At 68.3% G+C, this 25,685-nt stretch carries 18 protein-coding genes; 1 reads left to right on the forward strand and 17 read right to left on the reverse strand.

Going from position 1 to position 25,685, the window contains the following annotated elements; all coding sequences use genetic code 11:
• Positions 1-89: 89 nt before the first annotated feature.
• The 14 genes from ACLB1G_RS14445 to fliF all read right to left on the reverse strand — a co-directional run bounded on the left by ACLB1G_RS14445 (position 90) and on the right by fliF (position 21,957).
• Positions 90-9,722, reverse strand: a complete 9,633-nt coding sequence (locus ACLB1G_RS14445) for an SPM autocatalytic domain-containing protein (RefSeq protein WP_491627920.1) — start codon at positions 9,720-9,722, stop codon at positions 90-92.
• A gap of 64 nt (positions 9,723-9,786) precedes the next feature.
• Positions 9,787-10,659, reverse strand: coding sequence for a flagellar biosynthetic protein FliR (gene fliR, locus ACLB1G_RS14450; protein WP_491627921.1), 873 nt, complete (start codon positions 10,657-10,659; stop codon positions 9,787-9,789).
• A gap of 34 nt (positions 10,660-10,693) precedes the next feature.
• A complete protein-coding gene (gene fliQ, locus ACLB1G_RS14455; protein ID WP_491627922.1) occupies positions 10,694-10,963 on the reverse strand; it encodes a flagellar biosynthesis protein FliQ in 270 nt (89 codons plus the stop codon).
• Positions 10,964-10,972: 9 nt separating this feature from the next.
• On the reverse strand, positions 10,973-11,731 hold the full coding sequence (fliP, locus tag ACLB1G_RS14460; protein WP_491627923.1) for a flagellar type III secretion system pore protein FliP: 759 nt from the start codon (positions 11,729-11,731) through the stop codon (positions 10,973-10,975).
• Positions 11,721-12,416, reverse strand: a complete 696-nt coding sequence (gene fliO, locus ACLB1G_RS14465; protein WP_491627924.1) for a flagellar biosynthetic protein FliO — start codon at positions 12,414-12,416, stop codon at positions 11,721-11,723. Before fliO ends, fliP begins: the two co-directional genes overlap by 11 nt.
• Positions 12,413-12,841 (reverse strand): flagellar motor switch protein FliN, encoded by a 429-nt coding sequence (gene fliN / locus ACLB1G_RS14470; protein ID WP_491627925.1) that lies wholly within the window; start codon positions 12,839-12,841, stop codon positions 12,413-12,415. Before fliN ends, fliO begins: the two co-directional genes overlap by 4 nt.
• An 18-nt stretch (positions 12,842-12,859) precedes the next feature.
• On the reverse strand, positions 12,860-13,840 hold the full coding sequence (gene fliM, locus ACLB1G_RS14475) for a flagellar motor switch protein FliM (protein WP_491627926.1): 981 nt from the start codon (positions 13,838-13,840) through the stop codon (positions 12,860-12,862).
• A gap of 36 nt (positions 13,841-13,876) precedes the next feature.
• Positions 13,877-14,392 (reverse strand): flagellar basal body-associated protein FliL, encoded by a 516-nt coding sequence (fliL, locus tag ACLB1G_RS14480; RefSeq protein ID WP_491627927.1) that lies wholly within the window; start codon positions 14,390-14,392, stop codon positions 13,877-13,879.
• 205 nt (positions 14,393-14,597) lie between these two features.
• A complete protein-coding gene (locus ACLB1G_RS14485) occupies positions 14,598-16,559 on the reverse strand; it encodes a flagellar hook-length control protein FliK (RefSeq protein WP_491627928.1) in 1,962 nt (653 codons plus the stop codon).
• Positions 16,560-16,600: 41 nt separating this feature from the next.
• On the reverse strand, positions 16,601-17,041 hold the full coding sequence (fliJ, locus tag ACLB1G_RS14490) for a flagellar export protein FliJ (protein ID WP_491627929.1): 441 nt from the start codon (positions 17,039-17,041) through the stop codon (positions 16,601-16,603).
• A 35-nt stretch (positions 17,042-17,076) separates the two neighbouring features.
• Positions 17,077-18,471: a flagellar protein export ATPase FliI gene (gene fliI, locus ACLB1G_RS14495; RefSeq protein WP_491627930.1), complete on the reverse strand. Its 1,395-nt coding sequence runs from the start codon at positions 18,469-18,471 to the stop codon at positions 17,077-17,079.
• 1 nt (position 18,472) lies between these two features.
• Entirely contained in the window at positions 18,473-19,237 is a 765-nt protein-coding gene (locus ACLB1G_RS14500; RefSeq protein ID WP_491627931.1) for a flagellar assembly protein FliH, read from the reverse strand.
• On the reverse strand, positions 19,230-20,228 hold the full coding sequence (gene fliG, locus ACLB1G_RS14505; protein WP_491627932.1) for a flagellar motor switch protein FliG: 999 nt from the start codon (positions 20,226-20,228) through the stop codon (positions 19,230-19,232). The genes ACLB1G_RS14500 and fliG overlap by 8 nt, the downstream gene beginning before the upstream one ends.
• Positions 20,221-21,957 carry a flagellar basal-body MS-ring/collar protein FliF gene (gene fliF / locus ACLB1G_RS14510; RefSeq protein ID WP_491627933.1) on the reverse strand — a complete coding sequence of 579 codons (1,737 nt, stop codon included), beginning with the start codon at positions 21,955-21,957 and terminating at the stop codon, positions 20,221-20,223. The genes fliG and fliF overlap by 8 nt, the downstream gene beginning before the upstream one ends.
• Before the next feature lie 224 nt (positions 21,958-22,181).
• On the opposite strand from fliF, the gene fliE reads away from it, so the two are divergent.
• Positions 22,182-22,535: a flagellar hook-basal body complex protein FliE gene (gene fliE / locus ACLB1G_RS14515; RefSeq protein WP_491627934.1), complete on the forward strand. Its 354-nt coding sequence runs from the start codon at positions 22,182-22,184 to the stop codon at positions 22,533-22,535.
• A gap of 314 nt (positions 22,536-22,849) precedes the next feature.
• Here the strand turns inward: fliE and ACLB1G_RS14520 are convergent, their stop codons facing one another.
• The 3 genes from ACLB1G_RS14520 to ACLB1G_RS14530 are packed head-to-tail and all read right to left on the reverse strand — an operon-like array spanning position 22,850 to position 25,684.
• The gene (locus tag ACLB1G_RS14520) at positions 22,850-23,611 is read right to left on the reverse strand and encodes a flagellar brake protein (RefSeq protein WP_491627935.1); all 762 of its coding nucleotides are present in this window, start codon (positions 23,609-23,611) and stop codon (positions 22,850-22,852) included.
• Entirely contained in the window at positions 23,611-23,961 is a 351-nt protein-coding gene (locus ACLB1G_RS14525) for an EscU/YscU/HrcU family type III secretion system export apparatus switch protein (protein ID WP_491627936.1), read from the reverse strand. The genes ACLB1G_RS14520 and ACLB1G_RS14525 overlap by 1 nt, the downstream gene beginning before the upstream one ends.
• Positions 23,954-25,684 (reverse strand): flagellar hook-length control protein FliK, encoded by a 1,731-nt coding sequence (locus ACLB1G_RS14530; RefSeq protein ID WP_491627937.1) that lies wholly within the window; start codon positions 25,682-25,684, stop codon positions 23,954-23,956. Before ACLB1G_RS14530 ends, ACLB1G_RS14525 begins: the two co-directional genes overlap by 8 nt.
• Between the last annotated feature and the right edge of the window lies 1 nt (position 25,685).

Below are 25,685 nucleotides of genomic sequence, written 5' to 3' on the forward strand. Positions count from 1 at the left end.
GGCTTTTTTCATCCGTGCGGCCTGCAATCCGGTACCACACGGCCAGGGCGCCGTGGCGGCGCCACTCCCTTGCCGTGTTGCACGGGCGCCTATTTTGCGGCCAGGATGCCCTGGCTGGCCAGCCTGCGGCCCAGTTCCTCGTGCTGCAGCGCGCTGGCCGCACTGTGACCGGCGTCGCCCGGGGCGCCGAACTGGCGCAGCTGGCGCGCCAGCTCGGCCACGTGGCCGGCCAGCGTGCCTTCGCCGGCGGCGGCGGCTTGCCGCGCGGCCGTGTCCGACAGGTCGGCGCCGGCCGCCGCCGTGTTGTCCGCATCGGCCTGGGCGTAGGACGTGATGGCCTGCGACAGTGCGCTGGCCTGGGCCGCGCGGCTGGTGCGGAACCAGACGTCGGCCACCTGGCCCTGGCTGCCGTCGGTTTTCGTGTAGCTGGAGCGCAGGCCTATCCAGTTACCGTTGTCATCCTCGGCCACCTTCGCGGCCGGGACCGTCAGGCTGGCGATGCCCAGCGACGCCAGGGTCTTGAGCTCGCCGGCCTGGCTGACGCCGTCCGCGTTGGCGTCCACCCACACGCGCAAGTCCTGGAATTGCGCGTCCTGGCTGTCGACCACACCGTCGTGGTTGCTATCCAGCTCGCCCAGGGCGGCGAAGCCGTCCGCGCTGTTGCCGCCGTCGCCGCTGCGGGTGGCGGTGCCGAACAATTCGCTGCCATCGTTGATGACGCCGTCGTGGTTGCGGTCCAGGGCCAGCAGGCCGTCGCCGGACCCGACCCAGCCGGTACCGACCTGGCTGCCCTCGGCATACAGGTCGAACTGCACCCCGGCCGACAGCGCCAGGGTGGCGATGCCATTGCCGTCCAGGTCCAGTACCAGCGGGCTGCCCACCGGCAGCACGGCCAGCTGGGCCGCCGTCATGGCCGCCTTCTGGGCTGCCGTCAGGGCGTCCACCTGGGCCGCCGTGAGGGCCGCCACTTCGCTCAGTGTCAGGCTGGGGATCTGGCTGGTGGTCAGGGCCGCCACCTGGGTGGCGCGCAGGGCGCGGATCTGCTGCGTGCTCAGGGCGGCGAGCTGGTCCGTCTCCAGGGTCACCAGCTGGGCCGTGGTCAGGGCGCTCACCTGGGCCGTTTTCAGGGCCGCGATCTCGCTGACCGTCAGGCCATCGAGCTGGCTGCTGGTCAAGGCGGCAAAGGCCCGGGTCGAGATGGCGGCGATCAGCGCTGGATCGATTTGCGCGATCTGGCTGGAACTGAGCCCGGACAGCTGGGCGCTGCCCAGCGCCGCCACCTGGGCCGTGCGCAGGCCGCCCAGCATGTCGATGCTGAGGCTGGCGAACTGGGCCGACGTAAAGCCCAGCAGCTGGGCCGTGCCGAAGGCCGACAGGCTGCCCAGCGCCGCCAGCTGCGATGTGCTCAGGCCCTTGACCTGGGCAGTGGCCAGCGCGGCCAGCTGGCGCGTGCTGAGCGAGGTGATCTGGTCGTTGCTGAGGCCGCCCAACTGCAGCGTGTTCAGCGCCAGCAGCTGGCTGGTGCTGAGTGCCGACACCGAGCCCAGGCTGAGCGCGCCCAGCTGGGTGGAACTGAGCGCGGCGATGGCCTCCTGGCTCAGGCCGCGTGCCTGCGCCGTGCTCAGGCTGGCGATCTGGCTGGTGTTCAGGCTGGCGACCTGGCGCGTGGACAGCACCGCCAGCTGGGCCGTCTTCAGGGTGCCGAAGTGGTCCAGGTCGATGGCTGCCAGCTGGCTGGTCTGCAGCGCGCGCACCTGGTTGGTGGTCAGCGCCGCCAGCGTGCTGAGCATGTTGATCTGGTCGGTGGTCAGGGCGCTGATTTCCTGGGTGCCGAGGCCGGCCAGCTGCTGGGTGCGCAGGGCGGCCACCTGGTCGGCGGTCAGCAGGGTGATCTGGGTGGTGCTCAGTGCGTTCAGCTGCGCCGTGCCGAGCGCGGCCACGTCCTCCAGCTCGACCGCGCGCAACTGGTCGCTGCCCAGCGCGGCCATGCCGGCCTCGGTCAGCGCGCGTACCTGGGCGGTGCTCAGGCCGGCGATCTGGGCCGTGGTCAGCGAGGCCACCTGGGCCGTCTTCAGGGCCGCGATCTGGATGGTGCGCAAGGTGTTCAGCTGGTCTACCGTGAGGCTGCCCAGCTGTGCGCTGGAGAGCGTGCCCAGCTGGGTGCTGGTCAGGGTGGACAGGCTGGCCAGGGCGCCCAGCTGGGCGGTGCTCAGTACCCTGACCTGGGCTGCCGTGAGGGCCGCCAGTTCCTGGGTGGTCAGGGCCGCCAGTTCGTCGTTGGTGAGGGCGCTGATCTGCGTCGTGGTCAGCGAGGCGACCTGCGCCGTACTCAGGGCTGCCAGGTCGTCCAGCGCCAGGCCGGCGATCTGGTCGGCGGTGAGGGCGCGCAGGGTGGCGGTGCTGACCGCCTTCCATTGGGCCGCGCTCAGTGCCTGCAGCTGGGTGATGGACATGGCGCTGATCTGGGCCGTGGTCAGCACCGCCACCTGGCGCGTGGTCAGCGAGGACAGCTGCACCTCGTTCAGGGCCGCGATGCGTTCCGGGGTCATCTGGGCGATCTGCTGGGTACTCATGCCGCCCAGGGCGCCCAGCACCAGGAACTGGTCGGCGCTGAAGTAATTCATCTGGGCCGAACTCAGGGCGGCCACCTCGGCCGCCGTCATGGCTTGCAGCTGCTCGTTGGTCATGGCCTGCAGCTGGTCCGAGGTCAGGGCCTGGACCTGGTCGGTGCGCAGGGCGGCGATATCCTCGGCCTCGATGGTGGCGAACTGGGCTGCCGTCAGGGCCCGCACGGTCTTGGTCGACAGGGCGCGCACCTGGCGCGTGGTGAGCGCAGCCAGCTGGGCCGCCGTCAGCACGCTGGCCTGGTTGGCCGAGAGCACGGCGATGGCCGAGGTGCTGATGGCGGCGATCTGGTCCACGGTCAGGGCCGCCACCTGGTCGGTGTTCAGGGCTTGCAGCTGCGACGACTTGAGCGCGGCCACGTCCGCCACCTCGATGGCAGCCACCTGGTCGGCGGTGAGCGCGGTCAGGGCGCGGGTGCTGATGGCGCCGACCTGGGCCGTGGTCAAGGCAACGATCTGGTCGGTGGTCAGGTAGGGCAGCTGGCTGTTGCTGATGGCGCCAATCTGGTTGGTGCGCAGGTCCAGCAACTGGTCCAGCGAAATCACGGCGATCTGGTCGCTGCTCAGGGCCCGCACCTGGGCCGAGCTGAGACTGCGCAGGCTGGACAGCGCCTGGATCTGGTCGGTGTTCAGCGCCGCGATCTGCTGGACCCGCAGGGCAGCGATCTCGGCCGTGGTCAGCGCTGCGACCTGGGCCGTGCTGAGCGCCATCACCTGGGCCGTGCCCAGGGCCTGCACCTGCGCCGTCTTCAGCGCGGCGTAGTCGATGGCGTCGATGAAGGGCAGCTGGTCGGTGCTGAGGGCGGCGAGGGCGCGCGTGGTGAGGGCGGCCAGCTGGTCGCCGCTGAGGGCGGCCAGCTGGTCGCTATTGAGCACCGATACCTGGGCGGCGCTCAGGGCTGCGACCTGGCGCGTGCTCAGCAGGCCGATGTCGTCCGTGGTCAGCACGATGATGCGGTCGGTCGACATGCCGGCGATCTGGGCCGTGTTGTACTCGGCCAGGTTGCCCAGGGCGTTCATCTGGTCGGCGGTCAGCGCGTCCAGCTGGGTCTTGGTGAAGGCGGCAATGCCGGCGCTGGACAGGGCGTGCAGCTGGTCGGTGGAGAGCGCCGTCATCTGGTCGGTGGTCAGGGCACGCAGCTGGGCCGTGGTCAGGGCGCGGAAGTCGGCCGCCTCGATGGCGCCCACCTGGTCCAGGCTGAGCGCGGCGATCAGCCTGGTGGACAGGGCGCGGATCTGGGACGTGGACAGCAGCGCCACCTCGGCCACGGTCAGCCCGCCAGCCTGGCTGGCCAGCAGGCCGCTCAGCTGGCGGGTGGTGAAGGCGGTGAAATCGTCCTGCGACAGGGCGGCGATCTGGTCGGTGGTCAGGCCCGCCATCTGGTCGCTGCCCAGCGCCGCCAGGGTGGACAGGGCATCGATCTGCGCCACGCTGAGGAAGCCGATCTGGCGCGTGCTCAGGGCCGCGATCCCGGCCGTGCTCAGCACGGCGTACTGGTCCAGCGTGAGGGCGGCCAGCTGGTCGCTGTTCAGGACCCGGATCTGGGCCGTGCTCAGGGACGGCAGGTCGTCCAGCTCGATGGCCGCGACCTGGTCGGTGTTCAGGTTGGCAATGGCGCCGGTGGACAGGGCGCGCAGCTGGGCCGCGCTCAGGCCCGCCACCTGGGCGGTGGTCAGGAAACCGGCCTGGCCCGGGCTCAGGGCCGCCACCTGGCTGGTTTTCAGGGCGCCCAGCTGGTCCAGGCTGAGGGCCGCCAGCTGGTCGCTGTTGAGGGCGCGCAACTGGGCCGTGGTGAGGCCGTAAACGGCGCTCAGGGCATGGATCTGGTCGGGGTTCAGCACGCTCAGCTGGTGGGTGCTCAGGGCCGCCACCGAGCGCGAGTTCAGCGCGCCCAGCTGGTCGCTGGTCAGGCCAGGCAGCAGCCTGTCGCCCAGGGCGGCCAGCTGCGCGGTTTTCAGGGCGGCGATGTCGCCGGCTTCGATGGCGGCTATCTGTACGCTGTCCAGGCCGTTCAGGGCGCGGGTGCTGAGGGCGCCCACCTGGGCGGCGCTCAGGGCGATCAGCTGGTCGCTGTTGAGGATGCTGGCCTGGGTCGCCGACAGGGCCGCGATCTGGCGCGTGCTGAGCAGGGCGATATCGTCCGTGCTGAGCGCTGCGATGCGGTTGGTGGACATGGCCGCGATCTGCAGCGTGTTGTATTCGGACAGGTTGCCCAGCGAGCTGAGCTGCTCGTTGCTGAGCACCGACAGCTGGGTCTGGGTGAAGGCGGCGATGCCGCTGCTGCTCAGGGCGTTCAGCTGCCGGGTCTGCAGGGCCACCATCTGGTCGGTGGTCAGGACACGCAGCTGGTCGGTGGACAAGGCGCGGAAGTCGGCCGCCTCGATGGCGGCCACCTGGTCGGTGTTCAGCCTGGACAGGGTGGCCAGCGCCAGGGCCCGCACCTGGGCCGTGCTGAGGGCGGCGATCTGGTCGGTGGAGAGGCCGGCCGCCTGGCGCGCCGCCAGGGCCGCCACCTGGCGCGTCGACAAGGTCAGCAGGTCGTCGCTGCTGAGCTGGCTGATCTGGTCGCTGTTGAGCGAGGAGAATTGCAGCGTGGTGAGCGCGTTCAGGCTGGACAGGGCGTCGATCTGGGCGCTGTTCAGGTAGCTCAGCTGGCGCGTCGTCATGGACGCGATCTCGGCCGTGGTCAGGGCGCCGACCTGGTCTAGCGACAGGGCCGCCAGCTGGTCCGAGGTAAAGGCCGACATTTGTGCCGTGCGCAGCGCCGCCAGGTCGCCCAGTTCGATGGCGGCCACCTGGGTGATGCTCAGGGACGCCAACGCCTGGTTGGACAGGGCGCGGATCTGCCCGGTGCTCAGGGCCACGATCTGGTCGGCGCTGAGCCAGCTGATCTGGGTGGTGGAAAAGGCTGCGACCTGGCTGGTGCGCAGGGCCGCGATCTGGTCCGGCGACAGGGCCTCGATCTGGGCCTGGGTCAGGCTGCCGACCTGCAGGGTGGTCAGGCTAGCCAGCGAGCTCAAGGCGTTGATCTGGTCCGGACTGAGCACGCCCAGCTGGCGGGAGCTCATGGCGGCCACTTCCTGGGTGGTCAGGGCGGCCAGCTGGTCCAGGGTCAGGGCCTGGACCTGGTCGGTGCGCAGGGCGGCGATCTGGGCCGTTGTCATCATGCGCAGGTCGCCGGCCTCGATGGCGGCCACCTGCTCGGGCGCCATGGCGGCCAGGGTGGCGGCATTCAGGCTGCGCACCTGGGCCGAGCTGAGGCCAATGATCTGGTCGGTAGTCAGGGCGCCGATCTGGGCGCTGGTCAGGCCGGCGATCTGCCCGGTCTTCAGGGTGGTGATCTTGTCCACCGCCAGGCTGGCGATCTGGTCGGTGGTCAGGGCCGCGATCTGCGCGCTGGTCAGCGGCGCCAGGCTGCCGAAGCTGGCCACCTGGGTCACGCTGAGCGAGGCGATCTGGCGCGTGGTCAGGGCCGCGATGTCCTGGGTGCTGAGGGCGCCGAACTGGTCGCTGGTCAGCCAGCCCAGCTGGTCGGTGGTGAGGGCGCGGATCTGGCCGGTGGACAGGGCCAGCAGGTCGGCAATCTCGATGGCCGCCACCTGGTCCGCATTCAGGGCGGCCAGCTCGTCCGCCGTCAGCGAGCGGAAATGGGCCGTGGTGAGGGCGGCGACGGCGGCCGGGGTCAGGGCCGCGACCTGGTCGGTGGTTAGCGAGGCCACCTGGCGGGTGGTCAGCTGGGCCAGCAGGCCCAGCGGCATGTTGGCGATCTGGTCGGTGGTCAGGCTGGCGATCGCCACCGTGCTGAAGCTGGCCAGGGTGGACAGCGCCGCCAGCTGGTCGCTGCGCAGGGCGGCTTTCTGGGCCGGCGTCAGCGCCGCGATCTCGGCACTGGTGAAGGCCGTGAACTGGGCGGTCGACAGGGCGGCGATCTGGGCCGTGCCCAGCGCCACCACCTGGCGGGTCGAGAGCGAGGCCAGCTCGGCCGCCGTCAGGCTGCCCACCTGGTCGGTGGTCAGGGCCGCGATGGCCGCCGTGGACAGGGCCCGCAGCTGCGCCGTGGACAGCGCCGGCAGCAGGGCGGTGTTGAGCGCCACGGCCTGGTCGGTGCTGAAGGCGGCCAGCTGGGCGGTGCGCAGCACGGCCAGGTCGGCCTGGTTCAGGCTGGCGATCTGGGCCGTGGTCAGGCTGGCGATCTGGCGCGTGGTAAGCGCCGCCAGGCTGGCCAGGGCGTCCAGCTGGGCCCCGTTCAGGCTGCCCAGCTGGTCGGCCGTCAGGGCCGCGATTTCCTGGGTGGTCAGGGCCGCCAGCTGGCTGCTGCTGAAGGCCAGCAATTGGTCGCTGGACAGGCTGGCCAGCTGGCGCGTGCTCATGGCGGCAATATCGGCATTGCGCAGGGCCGCGATCTGGTCGCTGTTGAGGGCCATGATGGCGCTGCTGGACAGGGCCCGCATCTGGGCAGTACTGAGCGCGGCGATCTGGTCCACGTTGAGGCCGCCGATCTGGCTGGCGGCCAGGGCCGCCACCTGGGCGCTGGTCAGGGTGGTGAAGGCGCGTGTGCTGAGGCTGGTCAGCTGGTCAGTGGTCAGATTGGCGATCTGGCGCGTGGTCAGCACGGTCAGGGTGGACAGGGCCGCGATCTGGGCCGTGTCCAGGGCCTGGAGCTGGTCGGCCGACAGGGCCCGCACTTCGGCGCTGTTGAGGGCCGCCACCTGGGCGGTGGTCAGGGCCGCCACCTGGCTGGTTTTCAGGCCCGGCAGCTGGGCGGTACGCAGGTTGGCGATGTCGCGCGTCTCGATGGCGGCGATCTGGTCGGTGCTGAGCAGGCCCAGGTTGTCGCTGCTCATGGCGCGCAGCTGGTTGCTGCCCAGCGCGATGATCTGGTCGGTATTCAGGGCCTGCACCTGGGCGCCGGCAAGGGCGCCGATTTGCTGGCTGGACAGGCTGGCGATGTCTGCCGTGTTGAGACCACTCAGCTGCGCCGTGGTCAGGGCCCGGATTTGGCGCGAGCTCAGCCGGTTCAGGTAGGCCAGGGCGTCCAGCTGCTGGTCGCTGAGGGCGGCGATCTGGTCGTTGGTGAGGGCCAGGGTGGCGGCCGTTCCCAGGGCCGCCACCTGGGCTGTACCCAGGGCCACGATCTGGTCGGTGGTGAGCTTGTTGACCTGGTTGCTGTTCAGGGCCGCGATATCGCGCGTTTCAATAAAGCCGACCTGGTCGGTGGTCAGGGCCGCCAGCGCATCTGAATTCAGGGCGCGGACCTGGTCGGTGGACAGGGCCGCCAGCTGGTCGGAGTTCAGGGCCTGGATCTGGTCGGAATTGAGCACGCGGAGCTGGCTCGATCCCAGGGTGGACAGGCCGCGGGTCGACAGGTTGCTCAGCTGCTCGGTGGTGAAGGCGCCGATCTGGGCCGTGGACCAGGTCGACAGGCTCGACAGGGCGGACAACTGGTCGGTGGTCAGCGCGCCGATCTGGTCGGTGGTGATGGCGACTATGGCGGCGGTGGACAGGGCGCGGAACTGGTCGGTGGTCAGCGCTGCCAGATGGTCGGCCGACAGGCGGGCGATTTGCGTGCTGGTCAGGCCGCGCAGGTCGCGCGTCTCGATCAGGACGATCTGGTCGGTGGACAGCAGGTTCAGGGTGGCGGTGGCCAGGCCCGCCACCTGGGTGGCCGTCAGGCCGATGATCTGGTCGCTGTTCAGGGCCAGTACCTGGTCCTCGGTGAGCGCCGCCAGCTGTTCGTTGGTCAGGGTGGACACCGCGCGCGTGGACAGCGAGGTCACCTGGTCGGTAGTCATGGCCTGGATCTGGGCCGTGGTCAGCGGCACCACGGTGCGCAGGGCGGCGATCTGGTCGGTGCTGAGTACGGCGACCTGGTCGCCGCTCAGGGCCGCCTCGTCGGCCGTGGACAGGGCGGCCATCTGGGGGCTGGTGAAGGCGCGCACCTGGTTCAGGGACAGGGCGCGGATCTGGGCCGTGGTCAGGCGCGCGAAGTCGCGCGTTTCGATGGCCGCCACCTGGTCGGTGGTGAGCATGGCCAGGGTGTTGCTGCCCAGCGCTACCACCTGGGCCGTGGTCAGCGCGATGATCTGGCTGTTGGTCAGCGACTGCAGCTGGTAGTCCTGCAGGGCGGCGATCTGGGCGCTGCCGAGGCTGGCCACATCGTCGGTGCCGAGGGTGGACAGCTGGTCGGTGCTCAAGGCCTGCAGCTGGGCCGAATTCAGGGTGGCGATGGTGGGCAGGGCGGCGATCTGGTCGCTGCTGAGCACGGCGATCTGGTCGGCCGTCAGATAGGCGATGGTGGCGGTGCGCAGGCCGGCCATCTGGGTGGTGGTCAGGGCCGCCACCTGGTCCTGGCTCAGCACCCGTACCTGGGCGCTCTTGAGGGCAGCCAGGTCGCGCGTCTCGATATTCTGGATCTGGTCGGTGCTCAGCCAGGCCAGGCTGTTGGTGGCCAGGGCGCTGAACTGCAGGGTGCTGAGGCCGACGATCTGGTCGCTGGTGAGGGCGAGCAGCTGGTCGTAGCCGAGTGCGTTCAGCTGGCTGGAGCTGAGCTGGCCCAGCGCCGCCGTGGTGAGGGCGGTCAGCTGGTCGGTGCCCAGGCCGGCGACGGCCGCCGTGGCCAGGGCGCGCAGCTGCACGGTGGACATGGCCAGCAGCTGGTCGGTGGTCAGGCCGCCGGCCTGGTCCGGACCCAAACCCGCGATCTGGGCCGTGGTCAGGGCGCGCACGTCGGAGGCCTCGATGGCCTGCAGCTGCGCCAGGTTGAGGGAGTTGATCTGGTCGGTGCGCAGGGCCGCCACTTCGCGCGTGCTGAGCGCCACGATCTGGTCGGTGCTGAATGCCGTGAGCTGGGCCGTGGTCAGGGCCCGCACCAATGCCGTGCTCAGCACCGGCACCTGGTCGGAGCTCAGGCCGGCCACGCCGGCCTGGCCGAGATTGCTCATTTGTAAAGTCGTCAGCACCCGCAGCTGGTCGCTGGACAACACCGCCACCTGGTCCGAGCTCAGGGCGCGCATATCCTCCGTCGTCAAGAGGACGATCTGATCAGTCCGTAAGGAGATGATCTGGTCGGTGGTGAGGTCGTTGACGATGGTGGTCATTACAGGTTCTCCGAGCGGTTCCTCATGATACGCTTCAACTTGCCGCGTGGAAACCAAAAAAGTGTTACCGTGGGGCTGGAACGGGCTGCGGGCGCGCCATCGCCGGACCGTCCGGCCAGCGCGCCGGTGGCGCTTGCGCACCCCGCACTGGCCGCTCCGACCAGGTGCGCGGCAGCAGCCGGGCCCGTTCTATCCCTTCTGACATCAGGTTCTGCAAGGGCGTGGCCAGGTAGGTCAGCGACATGGCCAGCACCAGCATGCCCACGCCCAGCGTGATCGGAAAACCAATTCCGAACAAATTCAGTTGCGGCGCGGCGCGAGTCAGTATCCCCAGCGCCACGTTGGTTATCAACAACGCGGCCACGATGGGCAGCGACAGCTGCACGCCCGTGCTGAAGATCTTCGCGCCCCAGTCCGCCACCTGCTTGAACCCGCCCGAATAAAGGGGCTGGGCCGACACCGGCAGGCTGTTGAAGCTTTCCACCAGGGCCGCCAGCAGTACCAGGTGGCCGTTCACCGACACGAACATGGTGGTGGCGGTCAGGGCCAGGAACTGGCTGATGGCCGACGAGCGCCCCTGGGTGCCCGGGTCGAAAAAGGTGGCGAAACCCAGGCCCATGGTCAGGCTGCTGATCTCGCCCGCCATTTCCACCGCCGCGAACACCACCCGTATCACGAAGCCCATGGCCAGCCCCACCAGCAGCTCCTGCACCAGGATCAGCATGCCGGCCAGCGACATCGGGTCGGCCGCCGGCAGGGCCGGCACGGTGGGCGCCACGATGGCCGCCAGCGCCACCCCCAGCAGCACCTTGACCGTGGCCGGCACACTGGAGTGGCCCAGCACCGGAGCGGCCGCGATCAGGCCCAGGATGCGGGTGAGCGGCCACAGCAGCGCAGCCATCCACGTGTTGATATCGGCAGCGGACAGCGTAATCATGAGGGTTGAGTGACTGTAACATTTGTTACAGTCATCAATTCACCAGGAAGGGGATGCCGCCGAAGACTTCGCGCATGTAGTCCAGCATGATGGCCAGCATCCACGGTCCGGCCACCACCAGGGCCACGAAGATGCCGACCAGCTTGGGAATGAAGGACAGGGTGGCTTCGTTGATCTGGGTGGCGGCCTGGAAGATGGACACCACCAGGCCGATCACCAGGGCCACCAGCAGCAGCGGGGCCGAGATCATCAGGGTTACCTCCATGGCGTGCCGCCCCATGGTCATCACGCTTTCCGGTGTCATGCCAGCCTCCTAGTAAAAGCTCTGGGACAACGAACCCAGCAGCAACTGCCAGCCATCCACCAGCACGAACAGCATCAGCTTGAACGGCAGGGAGATCACGGCCGGCGACATCATCATCATGCCCATCGACATAAGGACAGAGGCGACCACCATGTCGATAATCAGAAATGGAATGAAGATGGCGAAGCCGATCTGGAACGCGGTTTTCAGTTCACTGGTGACAAAAGCAGGGATCAGCACCCGCAGCGGCACGTCTTCCGGCCCTTGCAGGGCCGGGCCGCGCGAGATTTTCACGAACAGGGCCAGGTCGGCCTGGCGCGTCTGTTTCAGCATGAACGCCTTGAGCGGCGCCGCCCCTTTTTCCAGGGCCTGCTGCATGGTGATCTTGTTTTCCTGCAAAGGCTGATAGGCGTCGGTGTAGATCTTGTCGAACACGGGACCCATCACGAACAGGGTCAGGAACAGGGCCAGGCCCACCATCACCTGGTTGGGCGGGGCCGACTGCGTGCCCAGGGCCTGGCGCAGCAGCGACAGCACGATGATGATGCGGGTGAAGCAAGTCATCATCAGCAAGGCGGCGGGAATGAAGGACAATGCTGTCAGGAACAGCATGGTCTGGATCGGCAGCGTGTAGTTGGTGCCGCCGCCCGGCGCCGGGGTGGCGTTGAAGGCCGGAATGCCGGGTTCCGCGCCGGCCCACAGCGGCAGGGCCAGCAGGCCCAGCACCGCGCCGCAGCGCAGGAGGTTCAGGTACTGCTTATTTGCCATTGCGCTTTTCTATCGTCTGTTTGAACCATTCGGCGAAGTTGGCGCTGGCCGGCGGGGTGGCGCCGCCGTTTCCCGGGATGGGGCCTTCCTGGCGCGGCATGGTGGCCAGCGCATTCATGCGGCCGGGCGAGGCGCCCACCACTATCCATTGCTCGCCCACTTCCACCACCAGGATGCGTTCGCGCGCGCCGACGCTGAGCGCGCCGACCAGCTTGACGGTATTGTTGCCGCCGCCGAAGTTGCGCGGGCCGAAACGGCGCAGCAGCCAGGCCAGGCCCACCAGCAGGGCCAGCACGAACAGCAGGGCCAGGGTGGTCTGCAGCAGGCCGGCGGTGGCGCTGGTGGACGGCGCCGGCCCCATGCCCAGCGCGGCAGGGCCGGTGGCGGAAGGTGCGGCAGCCGGTGCTGCGGCAGCCGGTGCCGCGCCGGCGGTTCCGGTGGCGGCCGTGGCGCCAGCGGCTGCCGCGGCCGGCGGCGCGCTGGACAGGCCGGCGGCAGGGGCAGGGATGGGGTTGTCGGCCTTGGCCGGCGCTGTGGCGGACGGCGTGCCGGCCGAGGCCGCCTCCTGGGCGGCGTGCGCCGCGCCTATGGTGCCGGACACGCTGCGCTGGGCCTGGGCCGGCAGGGCCGCAGCCGCGATGGCCGCGCCCGCCAAGGCGGCGAGTATGAAGGAGGACAGCTTCATTTATTCAGTTTGCGGATGCGTTCGGACGGGGTGATGATGTCGGTCAGGCGGATACCGAACTTGTCGTTCACCACCACCACCTCGCCCTGGGCGATCAGGCAGCCGTTGACCAGCACGTCCATGGGTTCGCCCGCCAGGCCGTCCAGTTCCACCACCGAGCCCTGGGCCAGCTGCAGCAGGTTCTTGATGGCGATCTTGGTGCGGCCCAGCTCCACCGTCAGCTGGACCGGGATATCGAGGATGAAATCGATATCGTTATGGGTCTCGGTCTTGTTCGGATGGCTGGAAAAATCCTTGAACACGGCGGCCGTGGCGGTCTGGGTGGCCTGTTCCTTGGCCAGCGCCTCGGCCTCGGCCTTGGCCTGCTCGGCAATGGCCGCGCCCCAGTCGTCGTCCAGGCTCTGGTCGTCTTGATTGTCGGACATGTTTCTCTCCTGCGGTACTTATTTGATGTTATCGGAATTGGCCAGCAGCTTTTCCACCTTCAAGGCGTATTGTCCGTTGAGCACGCCGTAGCTGCAATCCATGACCGGCACGCCGTCCACCGTGGCCGAGATGAATTCTGGGATGTTGAGTGGGATGATGTCGCCCACCCGCATGTTCAGGATATCGTCGAAATTGGCCTTGGCCGTGCCCAGGGTGGCCACCAGCTCCACCTCGGCGATCTGGATCTGCTGCGTCATCAGGCGTATCCAGCGCTTGTCCACTTCCAGCGCCTCGCCCTGCAGGCTGGAGGTCAGCGAGTCGCGTATCGGTTCTATCATGGAATACGGCATGCAGAAGTGGATCTGGCCCGACACCGAGCCCAGCTCGACCGTGAAAGTGGACGCCACCACCACCTCGTTGGGGGTGGCGATGTTGGCGAACTGGGTGTTCATCTCGGAGCGGATGTACTCGAACTCGACCGGATATACCGGCTCCCACGACTTGGTGTAGGCCTCGAACACGATGTCCAGGATGCGCAGGATGATGCGCTGCTCGGTCTGGGTGAAATCGCGTCCCTCGACCCGGGTGTGGAAGCGGCCGTCGCCGCCGAACAGGTTGTCCACCAGCAGGAACACCAGGCCCGGGTCGAACACCATCAGGGCGGTGCCGCGCAGCGGCTTCATGTGCACAAGGTTGAGGTTGGTCGGGACCACCAGGTTACGGATGAATTCGCTGTACTTGGACACCCGCACCGAACCCACCGACACCTCGGCGCTGCGGCGCAGGAAGTTGAACAGCCCCACCCGCAGCAGGCGGGCGAAGCGCTCGTTGATGATTTCCAGCGTGGGCATGCGCCCGCGCACGATGCGTTCCTGGGTCGCCAGGTTGTAGGTGCGTACACCGGCCACGTCCTCCTGGGTCTGGACGTCGTCCTGGTCGCCGTTGACGCCCTTGAGCAGGGCATCGACTTCCTCCTGTGACAGAAAATTATCGGCCATGGCTTGTTTTGTACTTACTCTGTGCTTACTGGGTTGTTACTGGATGATGAAGGACGTAAACAGCACGTCATCCACTTCCTGCGGCGAGCCGCGCGCTTCGAACGGTTCCCGCAGCTTGGTGACGATTTCCTCGGCCAGCTTCTGCTTGCCCTCGGGCGTGTTGAGCTCGGACGCATGCTTGCTGGACAACAGCAGCAGCATGCGGTTGCGCACGATGGGCATGTTTTCCTTGATGTTTTTCTCTTCCTCGGCGCTGCTCAGCTGCAGGGTCATGGCCAGCTGCAGGTACTGGTCGCCGGCGTCCTCTGGCTGCAGGTTGACGGTGAAGGGATCGACCACGGCAAACACGGGCGGTCCGGCCTTTTCTTTTTTCTTCTTTTTCTTGGCCGGCGCGTGGTCCTCTTCCTCGGCCGCGTCCGCTTTGCCGTGCAAGAAATACCAGGCCGCGCCGCCGCCGGCGCCGCCCAGCAGCAGCACCACGGCCAGGATGATGATGATCAGTTTCTTGCTGCCGCCACCGGCCGGCGCCTCCACCTTTGCTTCGGCTTTCATCTTGGGATTCGCTTTCAAAGTGTCCTTTGTTTTCTGCTGGAATGGTTTACCACGCCATTATGTCATTATCGGCAAACAGCGCGGGCAAGGATACGCGGAAAAGAGGGGCGATCCGCACGCTGATTGACGTTTCCATGACGAAATAAACAACGGCCAGGGCCGGGGCCGCGCGCGCGGCGCGTCCCGGCCCTGGCCGGACCTGGGTTCAGGCGAAGATGTCGACCGCGCCGGCCGCGCTGCGGCGCACCGGCTGGCTGGCCGGCGCCACCGCGTCGCCGCCATCGCTGGCGTTGCCGTAGCGGGCCGGGGCGCCGTTGCCGCCGCCGCTGTGATTGGACGAGCTGGCCTGGGCATAGGCCCGGCCCTGGTCCGACATGCCGGACGAGACGGTGGCATTGCCCAGCTGGATGCCGGCCTCGCTCATCATTTCCTTGAGCTTGGGCAGGGCCGATTCCAGCGCCTGGCGCACCTCGGGCACGGCGGAACTGAAGGCGGCCGTGGCCTGGTCCTTGGACACGCTCAGCACCACCTGCAGCGGACCCAGGTCGGGCGGATTGAGCTCCAGGGTGGCGCTGGCGTCGCCGCCAGCCGCCATGTAGACGATTTTCTGGCCCAGCTGCTGGTCCCAGGCGCTGCTGCCAACGCGGGCGCTGAGCTTGTCCGCCGGCATGGCGCTGGCGGCGGCCTTGGCCACTTCCAGGGCGGAATGGGCTACCGGCGCGGCGTTGACGGTCGCCATGGCTTCCTTCTGGATGATGGCGGTCTCGGCCTCGCCGGCCGGGCGCTGCGCCATGGCCGCCTCGGGCTGGGCCTGGACCGTGGCGGGGGCTGCCGGGGTGCTGGCCTTGCCATCGGCGGCCGCCACGGCTGCGGCGCCGGGCGGGGCGGCCTGCAGGGCGCCGGCTTCGGCACTGGTGGCGTTGCCGCTGTCGGCCTGCGCGGCAATGGCGCCATCCGCCTTGACGGCGCCGGCGGCGCTGCTGTCCGCTTGCGTATCGGCGGTGGAAGCAGCCCGGGCCTGGGCTGCCATGAGCGCCTTGGCGGCCAAGGTGGCGGCGCCGGCCGCCTGGGCCATATCGGCGGCCGGCAGTGCGGCGCCCTGCGCGGCAGTGGCCTTGCCGTCGGCGGCGGCCAGGGGGGCGGCGCTGGCTGCAGCCGCGGCGCCGTTATCGGCGGCCGGTACGCTGCCGGCGCGGACCAGGGCGGCTCCCAGGTCCTCGGCGAAGCTGGCGGCGCCAGCGTCAGCGCCGGTCACGGCGCCGCTGGCGGCCGTGTCCAAGGGAACGGCGCCCAGCGCGGCGCCAGCGAGGGCGCCGCCAGCGAAGGCGGCGTTTTCCTGTACGGCGCCTGCCAGCGCGGCGCCACCGGGGGCGCCACTACCGAGGGTGGCGTCTTCCTGTGCGGCGCCTGCCAGCGCGGCGCCACCGAGGGCGCCACCACCGAGTGCGGCGTTTTCCTGTGCGGCGCCTGCCGGCGCGGCGCCACCGGGAGCCGTGCTGTCCTGCGCGACGTCCTGCGGGGTGCCGTCCAGAACGGCATTCCGGCTGTCGCCCGCAGCCAGCAGGGCGGCCGCCGAGGCGCTTGTTGCCGTGGCGGCGGCGCCCGCAAGGGCCGTGGCCGGATCGGCGGAACCGCTGGTTGCGGCGGCGCCCGCGGCGGCTTGCGCCACGGCGCTGGCCGGCGGATTGAAGGCTGCCACCAGGGCCAGCAGGTCGGCCACGCTGCCGCTCATGGCGGCCTGGACGTCGCTGTCGGCGCCGCTGTCGCCATCCTGGCCGCTGTCGGCGCCGGTGGACGCGGCGCTGGCGGACGTGGCGCCGCTGGCGCCAGCGCCGGCGCTGCCTTTGCCATCCTGCTGGTTTTGCTGGCTGGCCTGCTTGACCGGGGCGGACTGCTTGTTGGTGCTGGTATTCGGATTGCTGCGCACGGGCGCGCTGCCTTCCCTGCCGTGGTTGACGTTGCCGCCGGTGCTGCTATTGGCCTGGCTGCCGGCGCCATTGCCTGAGCTGGCGCTGGCGGCCGGGCCGGCCGACGCCTGCTGCGCCATTTCACGCGACAGGGCGCTCTGGAACTGGCTGTCCGGCGTGCCGGAATTCAGGCTGACCCTGGACGCGGCGGCTGCGCTGGCGGAAAAAGTGGGGAGCTGGAGCGAGGTTGGGGTCTGCATGGTGCGCCGTGGTGGTTGAGCCGCCGCCTCTGGACGGGCGGTCAGCGTTTATAAAAAGCCTGCCGTGCTGCGTGTTCGTCCATCTGTTTCTGGTCGCGCTTGGCTTCGAGCTTCATGGCCTGGGCCTGGGCCCGGTCGCTCAGGGCCGAATACGACATGCGCTTGCGTTCGGCAGTCTGCCACGCCTGCTTCTCCTGCGCGCTGCGGGCCTGCGCATGGCGCACCATTTCCAGCTGGCCCCTGATGGCCGTGTCCAGCTTGTCCATGAAGGCCTGGAAGTTGCGGTAGGCCATGGGCGTGATGCCCTGGGCCTGGGCCGCTTCGAAGCGCTTGCTGTACTCGTCCCGGTAGCTGACCAGCATCTTGTGCTTGTCCTCGGCGTCCGAGACCGCCTTCAGGGCCACGCCCAGCCGCTTGGCGGCATCGTCGGTCTCGCGCCGCGCCAGGTCCATCAGGGTTTCAAGTTGGGATAGCGATGCCATGGTGGTAAATTATAGGGAAGGGGCGGGCTGTTCAATCACTGGAACAGAGAGGTAAGTTGGGCCAAGCTCTCGTCCATGGTCACGCGCTCCGTGATTTGCTGTTGCAGGAAATGCTCTATCCTGTCGTGCAGTTCGATCGCCTTGTCCAGCACGGGATCGGTGCCGGCCGCGTAGGCGCCCACGCTGATCAGGTCGCGGCTGCGCTCGTAGCGCGAGAACAGCTGTTTCACCATGCGGGCCCGGGTCTGGTGCTCGTGCGAGGTGATCGAGTGCATGGCGCGGCTGATCGATTGTTCAATGTCGATGGCCGGGTAGTGCCCGGCCTCGGCCAGGCGGCGGTTCAGGACGATGTGGCCGTCCAGGATCGCACGCGCCGAGTCGGCGATCGGGTCCTGCTGGTCGTCGCCCTCGGTCAGTACAGTATAGAACGCCGTGATCGATCCGCCACCCAGTTCGCCATTGCCGGCCCGTTCCACCAGCACCGGCAGCTTGGCGAACACGGACGGCGGATAGCCCTTGGTGGCGGGCGGTTCGCCGATCGCCAGGGCGATCTCGCGCTGCGCCATGGCGTAGCGGGTCAGCGAGTCCATGATCAGCAGCACATCCTTGCCCTGGTCGCGGAAATGCTCGGCGATGGCGGTGGCATAGGCCGCGCCCTGCATGCGCATCAGGGGCGGGGTATCGGCCGGGGCCGCCACCACGACGGAGCGCGCCAGGCCTTCCTCGCCCAGGATCTGCTCGATGAATTCCTTGACCTCGCGGCCCCGCTCGCCGATCAGGCCGACCACGATCACGTCGGCCACCGTGTAGCGCGCCATCATGCCCAGCAGCACCGACTTGCCGACGCCGGAGCCGGCAAACAAGCCCATGCGCTGGCCGCGCCCTACGGTGAGCATGGCGTTGATGGCGCGCACGCCCACGTCCAGGGTGTCGACGATGGGCGCCCGGCCCAGCGGATTGGCAGGCCGCACATTGATGGGCGCGCTGTCGCTGGCGTGGATGGGGCCCAGGTTGTCCAGCGGCCGGCCGGCGCCGTCCAGCACCCGGCCCAGCAGTTCCATGCCGACCGGCAAGTGGCGGGCCCGGTCGCTGGGGCGCCGCCTGGGATGGCTGACGCTGCCGGGGCGGGGGATGCTGGGCTCGACGGGAAATACCCGGGTGCCGGGCACCACGCCTTCGACGTCGCTTTGCGGCATGAGGAACAGCTTGTCGCCCTCGAAGCCCACCACTTCGGCCTCGATCTTGCCGCCGGCCGGCAGCGGCACGGTGCAGGCCGCGCCAACCGCCAGGCGCAGGCCGACCGCTTCCATCACCAGGCCGGCCACGCGCGTGACCCGGCCCGAGACTTGCATCGGCTCGACAAAGCCGACCAGGGCGCTGCAATCGCCCAGGTAGGCTTGCCAGCGCGCGGTGTGAGGATTGCCGTCCATGTCAGGCCAGCCAGTCCACGTCCTTGCCCAGGGCGTGGGTCAGGCGCTGCCAGCGGGCGGCGGCGGTGGCGTCGATCTGGTTGCTGGCGGTGTCCACCTTGCAGCCGCCGCGGCCCACGGTGGCGTCCTCGGCCAGTTGCCAGCCGCCCTTGTCCAGTTCGTCGGCCATGGCCTCGCGCACGATCGGGGCGTCGTCCGGGTGCAGCATCAGCACGGCCGGGGCCTGCACCACGGGCAGGTAGCTGATGGCGTCGCGCACGATGGGCACGATCAGGTCGGGCTTGACCTGCAAGGCCTGCTTGAGCATGCCCTTGGCCAGCTGCAGCGCCAATTCCAGCACGTCGGCGGCGATGGCCTGGTCGGCGTCCTGCAGTGCCGCGGAAAAGCTTTGCACCAGCGCGCGCATGGGTTCCAGTTCGGCCACCAGGGCTTTCCTGCCCGCTTCCTGCGCCTCGGCGCGGCCCGCTTCCAGTCCTTCCGCGTGGCCCTCGGCGTGGCCCGACTGGCGGGCCTCCTCGCGGATGGCTTCCAGTTCCTCCACGGTGGGATACTCGGGCGGCAGCGGCGCGGCCGGCCCCATTTCCATCTGTTCCTGCTGGGCCGCCAGGGCTTCCTGCATGCGCTGCTCCAGCAGCTCCTGGGCGCGCTGCGCTTCGCGCGCGCGTTCCTCGGCCTCGCGCTGGGCCACCGCGCTCGGGCGGTTGTCGCCGAACGAGGTCATTTCCCAGCGCTGGTAGGCCGGCTGCTGTTTCGGTAAATTAGACAAACGAATCCTCACCCTTACCGCCTAGCACGATCTGGCCTTCATCGGCCAGGCGCCGGACGATCTGCAATATCTGTTTCTGCTGCGTTTCCACCTCGGACAGCCGCACCGGTCCCTTGGATTCCAGGTCCTCGCGCATCATCTCGCTGGCGCGCGCCGACATGTTCCTGAAGATCTTGTCGCGCAGTTCCTGCGACGCGCCCTTGAGCGCGATGATCAGCATGTCGGACTGCACCTCGCGCAGCAGCAGCTGGATGCCGCGGTCGTCGACGTCGATCAGGTTGTCGAACACGAACATCTCGTCCATGATCTTCTGCGCCATGTCGTTGTCGTAGTTCTTGATGTTGTCCATCACCGAGTTTTCCTGCTCGCCGCTCATGAAGTTGAGGATCTCGGCCGCCGCGCGGATGCCGCCCAGCGTGGATTTCTTGATGTTTTCGTTGCCGGACAGCAGTTTGGTGAGCACGTCGTTGAGCTCGCGCAGGGCGGCCGGCTGCACCCCGTCCAGGGTGGCGATGCGCAGCACCACGTCGTTGCGCAGGCGGTCGGTGAAATTGCCCAGGATTTCGCAGGCCTGGTCGCGCTCCAGGTGCACCAGGATGGTGGCGATGATCTGCGGGTGCTCGTTGCGTATCAGCTCGGCCACGGACTGGGCGTCCATCCACTTCAGTGATTCGATGCCGGAAGCGTCCTTGCCGCCCAGGATGCGCGACAGCAGCACCGAGGCCTTGTCGTCGCCCAGCGCCTTGGTCAGCACCTGGCGGATGTATTCGTCCGAATCCAGGCCCACGGTGGAGGCGGCCGCCACCATGTCGCGGAAGTCGTCCAGGGTGCCCACCACCTGCTCGTGCGGCACGTTCTTCATGGTGGCCATGGCCGCGCCCAGCTTGAGCACCTCGCGCGGTCCCAGGAATTTCATGACCTCGGCCGCTTCGCTCTCGCCCATGGCCAGCATTAAAATGGCCGCCTTCTGTAGTCCGGTGTTCTCAGTCATTTGCGCCTATCCATTCCTTGATCACGTTGGCAACGATGCGCGGATCCTCGGCAGCCAGTTTCTTGGCCATGGCGAGGTTGTCGCGGTAGGTGCGCTGGGTGCTTTCTTCCATCTTGCGCAATTCTTCTTCCGCAATGAGGGCCTCGTCCGGTTCCTCGATGACGGGTTCCGGCTCCGGTTCCGGTTCCGGCTCCGGCGCGTTGATCTCGTCGATCTTCTTGAACACGGGCCGCATCATGGGCTTGACGATGCGCAGGAAGATGTACAGCAGGATCAGGGCCGTGATCAGGAACTTGGCCAGTTCCTTGGCCATGGGCAGGTTGGCCGGGTCGCGCCACCAGTCCATGCGCTCGAACGGTTTGTCGACACCGTCGAACGGGGAATTGGCCACGCTGACAGCGTCGCCGCGCTCCTGGTTGTAGCCCATGGCCTGCTTGACCAGGTCGTTGATCTTGGCCATCTCTTCCGCAGTATAGGGCTTGACCGTGACCTTGCCATCCTTGTCCACGATGCGGCGGTAGTTGACCACCACCGCCACCGTCAGGCGGCGCAGCGCGCCCATGCCGCGCGTCTCGTAGCGCACCGTCTTGTCGACCTCGTAGTTGGTGGTCGATTCCTTGTGGGAGGGACCGGCGGCGGCGCCGGTGGCGGCGGCGCCGGGCGGGGTGCCGGGGACTGGCGCCGTGCCGGGCAGGGCGGTGTTGGTCAGCGGCGCGGTGGCGGTGCCGGGCGGCTGGTTGGACAGGGCGCCCGGAATGCCGCCCGGGTTGTTGCCGTTGGCGTTGCCATTGGTTTCGCTGCTTTGCTGGCTGCGGATGGCGGAGGCGGCCGGCGGCGAGTTCGGCTTGTAGGTCTCGGCAGCCTGCTCCATCTGCGAGAAATCGACGTCGGCGGTGGCCTCGGCCCGCACATTGCCCTCGCCCACGATGGGGTTGATGATGGACTCGACCTGCTTGATGATCTGGGTCTGCATGTCCTTCACGTACTTGAGCTGGGTCGCGTCCATGTTCTTCGCGTTCAGCCCGCCATTGCCATTCTTGTTCTGGTCCGAAATCAGGTTGCCGGCCTGGTCCACCACGGTGACGTTGGCCGGCAGCAGCTCCGGCACGCTGGACGCTACCAGGTGCACGATGGCGCCGACCTGCTGCGGGTCCAGCATGCGGTTGGGATGCAGGGTGACCAGCACCGAGGCGGTCGGCTTCTGCTGGTCGCGCACGAATACGGACGGCTTGGGCAGGGCCAGGTGCACGCGCGCATTCTCGACCGCCGCCAGCGACTGCACGGAGCGCGCCAGCTCGCCTTCCAGGGCGCGCTGGTAATTGACCTGTTCCAGGAACTGGGACACGCCCAGCTTCTGGTTTTCCATCAGCTCGAAGCCTACGTTGCCGCCCTTGGGCAAGCCCTGGGCCGCCAGTTTCAGGCGGATGTCGTGCACCTGCTCGGCCGGCACCAGGATGGCCTGGCCGTTTTCCGAGAATTTGTGCTTGATGTTCTGCTTGTCCAGCTCGGCCGTGATGGCGCCGCCGTCGCGGTCGGTGAAGTTGGAAAACAGGACCGCGTATTCGGGCGGCTTGTTCCACAGGTAGAGCGCCACCAGCACGGCAATGATGGCCGCCGCGCCGCCCGCGCGCACGAAGATCTTGCCCATCGGCGACTGCAGGAAGGGCAGCTTTTCCTCGCCGTCGGCATCGTCGACGGGCTCATTTACGATAGGTTCGGCTACGGCCATGATGGTGTTCCGGGAACAGGATGAGGATGATGGAACATATTATCGGTCAGCAACATAGTTCGCCATCACTGGAACAGAGCGGCGTTTACCGGCCTGCTCGGCCCAGCGGGGTGGCGCGCTGCTTGTTATTCTGCTAGCACTGAGAAAGGCCTTTCCCTATTGTAACTCCGGCGTGGCGGAGTAGGGGCTTTTCATTCCGTTTAAGCAATATTTGGAGTCGCAGAATGAAGACAGGTGGCATAAATGGGGGCATCGATAGCAGCCAGATCCAGGCCATGATTGCCCAGTTGAAGGCGCACGCCACGCGGCCGCAGGCCACCCCGCCGGTGGTGCAGACCGAGACCGCTGCCGCCAAGGTGGAGTTTGGCGATGCGTTGAAGACTGCGCTGGATGCGGTCAACACCAGCCAGGTGCAGGCCGACCAGCTGGGCAAGAAGTTTTCCATGGGAGATGACAGCGTCAGCCTGTCGGACGTGATGATCGCCGGGCAGAAGGCCAGCATTGCCTTCCAGGCCACGGTGCAGGTGCGCAACAAATTAGTGCAGGCTTACCACGACATCATGAACATGCAGGTGTAGCGGCTTGTTCAAAGCGCCCATGGCGTCGTTGCCGCGCCTCGCCGTGCAGGCGCACTGTCTTCGGCGCGGACGCCTCGCCCTGGGCGCTTTGAACAAGCCTTGGTTCAGGCCGGTAAGCGCCCATGGGGTCGTTGCCGCGCCTCGCCGTGCAGGCGCACTGTCTTCGGCGCGGACGCCTAGCCCTGGGCGCTTTGAACAAGCCTTAGTTGAGGCTGGTTGTACGCTGCTTCGGCATGGGCTGCCGCGCGCGCGGCAGCGACGTGCAGCCGCCGCCGTCGCTGCCGCGAAAGCGGCAGCCCATAGTGAGCTGGCAATTAGTTCAGTCCGGCGATGCGCGCGTTGCGCTCGCGTTCCAGGCGGGTGATGTAGCGCTGTACCAGGTTCAGGGCGCCGCGCTTCATGTCCACGAACTGGCAGCCCAGGCGGCGGTTGGTCTTGTTGTTGAGCAGGGTCAGGTCCAGCGAGTTGCGGATCTGCAGCGAGGTCTCGATGATGGCGCTGTCGGTCAGCTCGATGCGGCAATCCGTGTAATTCTTGCCTATGGTGTCGCCCAGGATGCGCTTGTTGTCCAGGATGGCGATGCCGCCGCAGCTGATGTCGGCCAGCGGGAAGCCGGTGCTGCCGCCGCCCAGCTCGGCCGGCAGCGGTATTACCACCCGCACCGGATTGCTGACCGGGGTGGGCATGCGGTAGAACTCGCGCCGCTGCAGCCGTATCAGCGAAGGCGGGATGGCGATGCGGAAGGCCGGATTGCCCTCGAAGGTGGCGCTTTCCACTTTCTCGGCCGCGAACAGGATGCGGATCTTGTCCAGCGAGGTCTCGAACGACAGCCGGCGCGATTGCAATACGCGCAGGTTCTGCTCCTGGTTGATGGAGCAGTCCAGCAGCACGCTGTTGCTGGCCTCGTCCACGTGCACGATGGTGGTGACGCAGACATCGGCCTCGCCCTGTATCAGCATGCGGATCAGCTGGTTTTTCTCGCCGATGGCGCGCAGCAGGGCGATGATCTCCCTGCGTGACTCGACTTCGAAGTCGTGCCAGTTTTCCAAACGCACATCTTGCAGATTTGAGTCCATCAGGAAGCTTCGTCTTGTTCTTGTTCGAGGGGGTGGCTGGTGTCCGGAGGCTTGGGCAGAGGCAATCCAGATTTCTTGGCCGATTCAATATGATATAGCCAGGCCAACAGTTCCGCAATTGTCCGGTAGAGGGTGGGCGGAATCTGCTTGTCGAGGTCTATGTCCATCAACAAGGACACCAATTCCTTCGATTCGTGCACATACACGCCCGCTTCCTCGGCCACCGCGATGATCTGCTCGGCCACCAGCCCGCGGCCCTTGGCCACCACCTTGGGCGCCATGGTGCCGGCCTGGTAGGCCAGGGCCACCGCTTCCTGCGGCGGCCGGTGGCGCGGCGGCTGCTCAGCCATGGCCGTGCTCCGCGCCCGTCGACGCCGCTTCCGGAGGCTGCTCCTGCCCTATGCTGAGCGAGGCCAGCGGGGCGCCGGCGGCGGCCAGGGCCTGCTCCAGTCTTCCGGCCCAGGCACGCAGGGTCTGGGCGCTGTCGCCGCTGCCGGCCTGGACCTGGATGTGGACCTGCTCGCCGATCAGGGTGACGGCGGCCGCCACCTCGCCCAGCAGGGGAAAGCGGAAGCGCACGCCGCTGCGCCAGACCTGGGGTTCATCCTCGGCCTGCTGCTGGCGGCCGCCGCCGCCCTGGCGCTGGTCGCGCCGGATTTCCCACTGCATGGGCTGGCCTGGCCAGGCTTCGCCGTGCCATTGCACCCGCGATTGCTCGTGGGCGTGCAGCTGCATGTTGATCATTTGTGCCGAGGACAGGTCGGGGCCGGCGGCGCGCGCGGCCGCCTCGCCGCCCTGGGCCAGGCGCTGCATCTGCGGTTCGCGCGCCAGATCGGCCAGGCTGCGCTCGCCCTTGACCCAGTCGGTGACGTGGGATTCGTAGAACAGCCCGCTGTGGCCCACGGTGTCCTTCAGGGTCTGGGCCAGCTGCCCGGGATCGGGGGCGCCGGACTGCACCAGCGGGGTTTTGCCAGTCAGGACGGCGGCTGCACCCGGCGTATTGGCGGTCAGTACCGTGCTCAGCGCTTGCGCCGCGCTGCTCAGGGTGGGCAGCGGGGTGTTGGGGCTGAGGATGGGCAGTTCGCTGGCCGGTATCAGCGGCGCCCGGGCCAGCAGGAGGGCACCCGGGCTGGGCGGCCGGGCGGCCGCCGCCGCGTTGCCGGCGCCGCCAGCCTGCGGGCCTGCCGATAGCGCGCCGCCCCCGGGGCTGGCGCCCTGGGGCGTGGCCGGATTGGCAGCCGCGCCGCTTGCCGGATGGGCGCCTGGCGTGGGCGCCTGATTGGCGGCCTGGCTGGCCGCCGGATTAGCGGTTTGATTCGGCGCCGGATTGGCGGCCGAATTGGCGGCTTGATTGGCGGCCTGGCTGGCCGCTGGATTGGGGTGGGAATTCGGCGCCGGGGTGGCAGCTGGGTTGGCAGCTGGATTGGCAGCCTGATGCCCGGCTTGGCCTGGCGCCGGATTGGCTGCCTGGCCAGCAGCGGCGCCAGGCTGGGCCCCGCTCTGGACCCCAGCTTGGGCGGGGCCGCCCCCCGCGCCGGGCTGGCTGCCCAAGGCTCCTTGCGGCAGGGCTTGGCCACTGCCGCCCGTGGCGGCGCCGGGCCCTTCGCCGGCTGCCTGCGCGCCCGGCTGGGGCCCCGCCGCGCCGGGCTGGCCGGTAGCCGGCTGGGCTGCCTGTCCGGCTGCGGGCTGGCGTCCCGGCACGTAACCGGCAGGCTGCTCCTGCGAAGGCAGCAGCAGGCCCGGTTCAGCGTCGGAATACACCAGCGGCGGCGTACCCGGCGGGCGGGCGCCGCCCAGCTGGAAAGTGGGGCGCGGGCTGGCCGCGATCACGGTCAGCGGCAGCTCGGCGCCGACCTCGGTGCCGGCCGGCAGCTGCATGCGCACGGCATTGTCGGCCACCTTGACCAGGTAGCTGCCATCCTGCAGCTTGGACATGACCTGGGCCGGCACGCTTAGCCCGACCAGGCTGGACAAGGCGCGCTGGAGCGCCGCCTGGCGCCCGTCCGCCGCAGGGATGGCCTGGCCGGCCGGGGTGGCCGGCGCGACGGTCGCGTCCAGGCGCGGCGGGATCATG

The sequence above is a fragment of the Duganella kummerowiae genome, from assembly GCF_053572355.1.

Coding starts and splice junctions, on each gene's coding strand:
- ACLB1G_RS14485 (WP_491627928.1), bottom strand. CDS start 16,559: ATGCAGACCCCAACCTCGCTCCAGCTCCCCACTTTTTCCGCCAGCGCA.
- fliP (WP_491627923.1), bottom strand. CDS start 11,731: ATGGCAAATAAGCAGTACCTGAACCTCCTGCGCTGCGGCGCGGTGCTG.
- fliJ (WP_491627929.1), bottom strand. CDS start 17,041: ATGGCATCGCTATCCCAACTTGAAACCCTGATGGACCTGGCGCGGCGC.
- ACLB1G_RS14445 (WP_491627920.1), bottom strand. CDS start 9,722: ATGACCACCATCGTCAACGACCTCACCACCGACCAGATCATCTCCTTA.
- fliF (WP_491627933.1), bottom strand. CDS start 21,957: ATGGCCGTAGCCGAACCTATCGTAAATGAGCCCGTCGACGATGCCGAC.
- fliG (WP_491627932.1), bottom strand. CDS start 20,228: ATGACTGAGAACACCGGACTACAGAAGGCGGCCATTTTAATGCTGGCC.
- ACLB1G_RS14525 (WP_491627936.1), bottom strand. CDS start 23,961: ATGGCTGAGCAGCCGCCGCGCCACCGGCCGCCGCAGGAAGCGGTGGCC.
- fliM (WP_491627926.1), bottom strand. CDS start 13,840: ATGGCCGATAATTTTCTGTCACAGGAGGAAGTCGATGCCCTGCTCAAG.
- fliL (WP_491627927.1), bottom strand. CDS start 14,392: ATGAAAGCCGAAGCAAAGGTGGAGGCGCCGGCCGGTGGCGGCAGCAAG.
- fliR (WP_491627921.1), bottom strand. CDS start 10,659: ATGATTACGCTGTCCGCTGCCGATATCAACACGTGGATGGCTGCGCTG.
- fliE (WP_491627934.1), top strand. CDS start 22,182: ATGAAGACAGGTGGCATAAATGGGGGCATCGATAGCAGCCAGATCCAG.
- fliN (WP_491627925.1), bottom strand. CDS start 12,841: ATGTCCGACAATCAAGACGACCAGAGCCTGGACGACGACTGGGGCGCG.
- ACLB1G_RS14530 (WP_491627937.1), bottom strand. CDS start 25,684: ATGATCCCGCCGCGCCTGGACGCGACCGTCGCGCCGGCCACCCCGGCC.
- fliO (WP_491627924.1), bottom strand. CDS start 12,416: ATGAAGCTGTCCTCCTTCATACTCGCCGCCTTGGCGGGCGCGGCCATC.
- ACLB1G_RS14520 (WP_491627935.1), bottom strand. CDS start 23,611: ATGGACTCAAATCTGCAAGATGTGCGTTTGGAAAACTGGCACGACTTC.
- fliQ (WP_491627922.1), bottom strand. CDS start 10,963: ATGACACCGGAAAGCGTGATGACCATGGGGCGGCACGCCATGGAGGTA.
- fliI (WP_491627930.1), bottom strand. CDS start 18,471: ATGGACGGCAATCCTCACACCGCGCGCTGGCAAGCCTACCTGGGCGAT.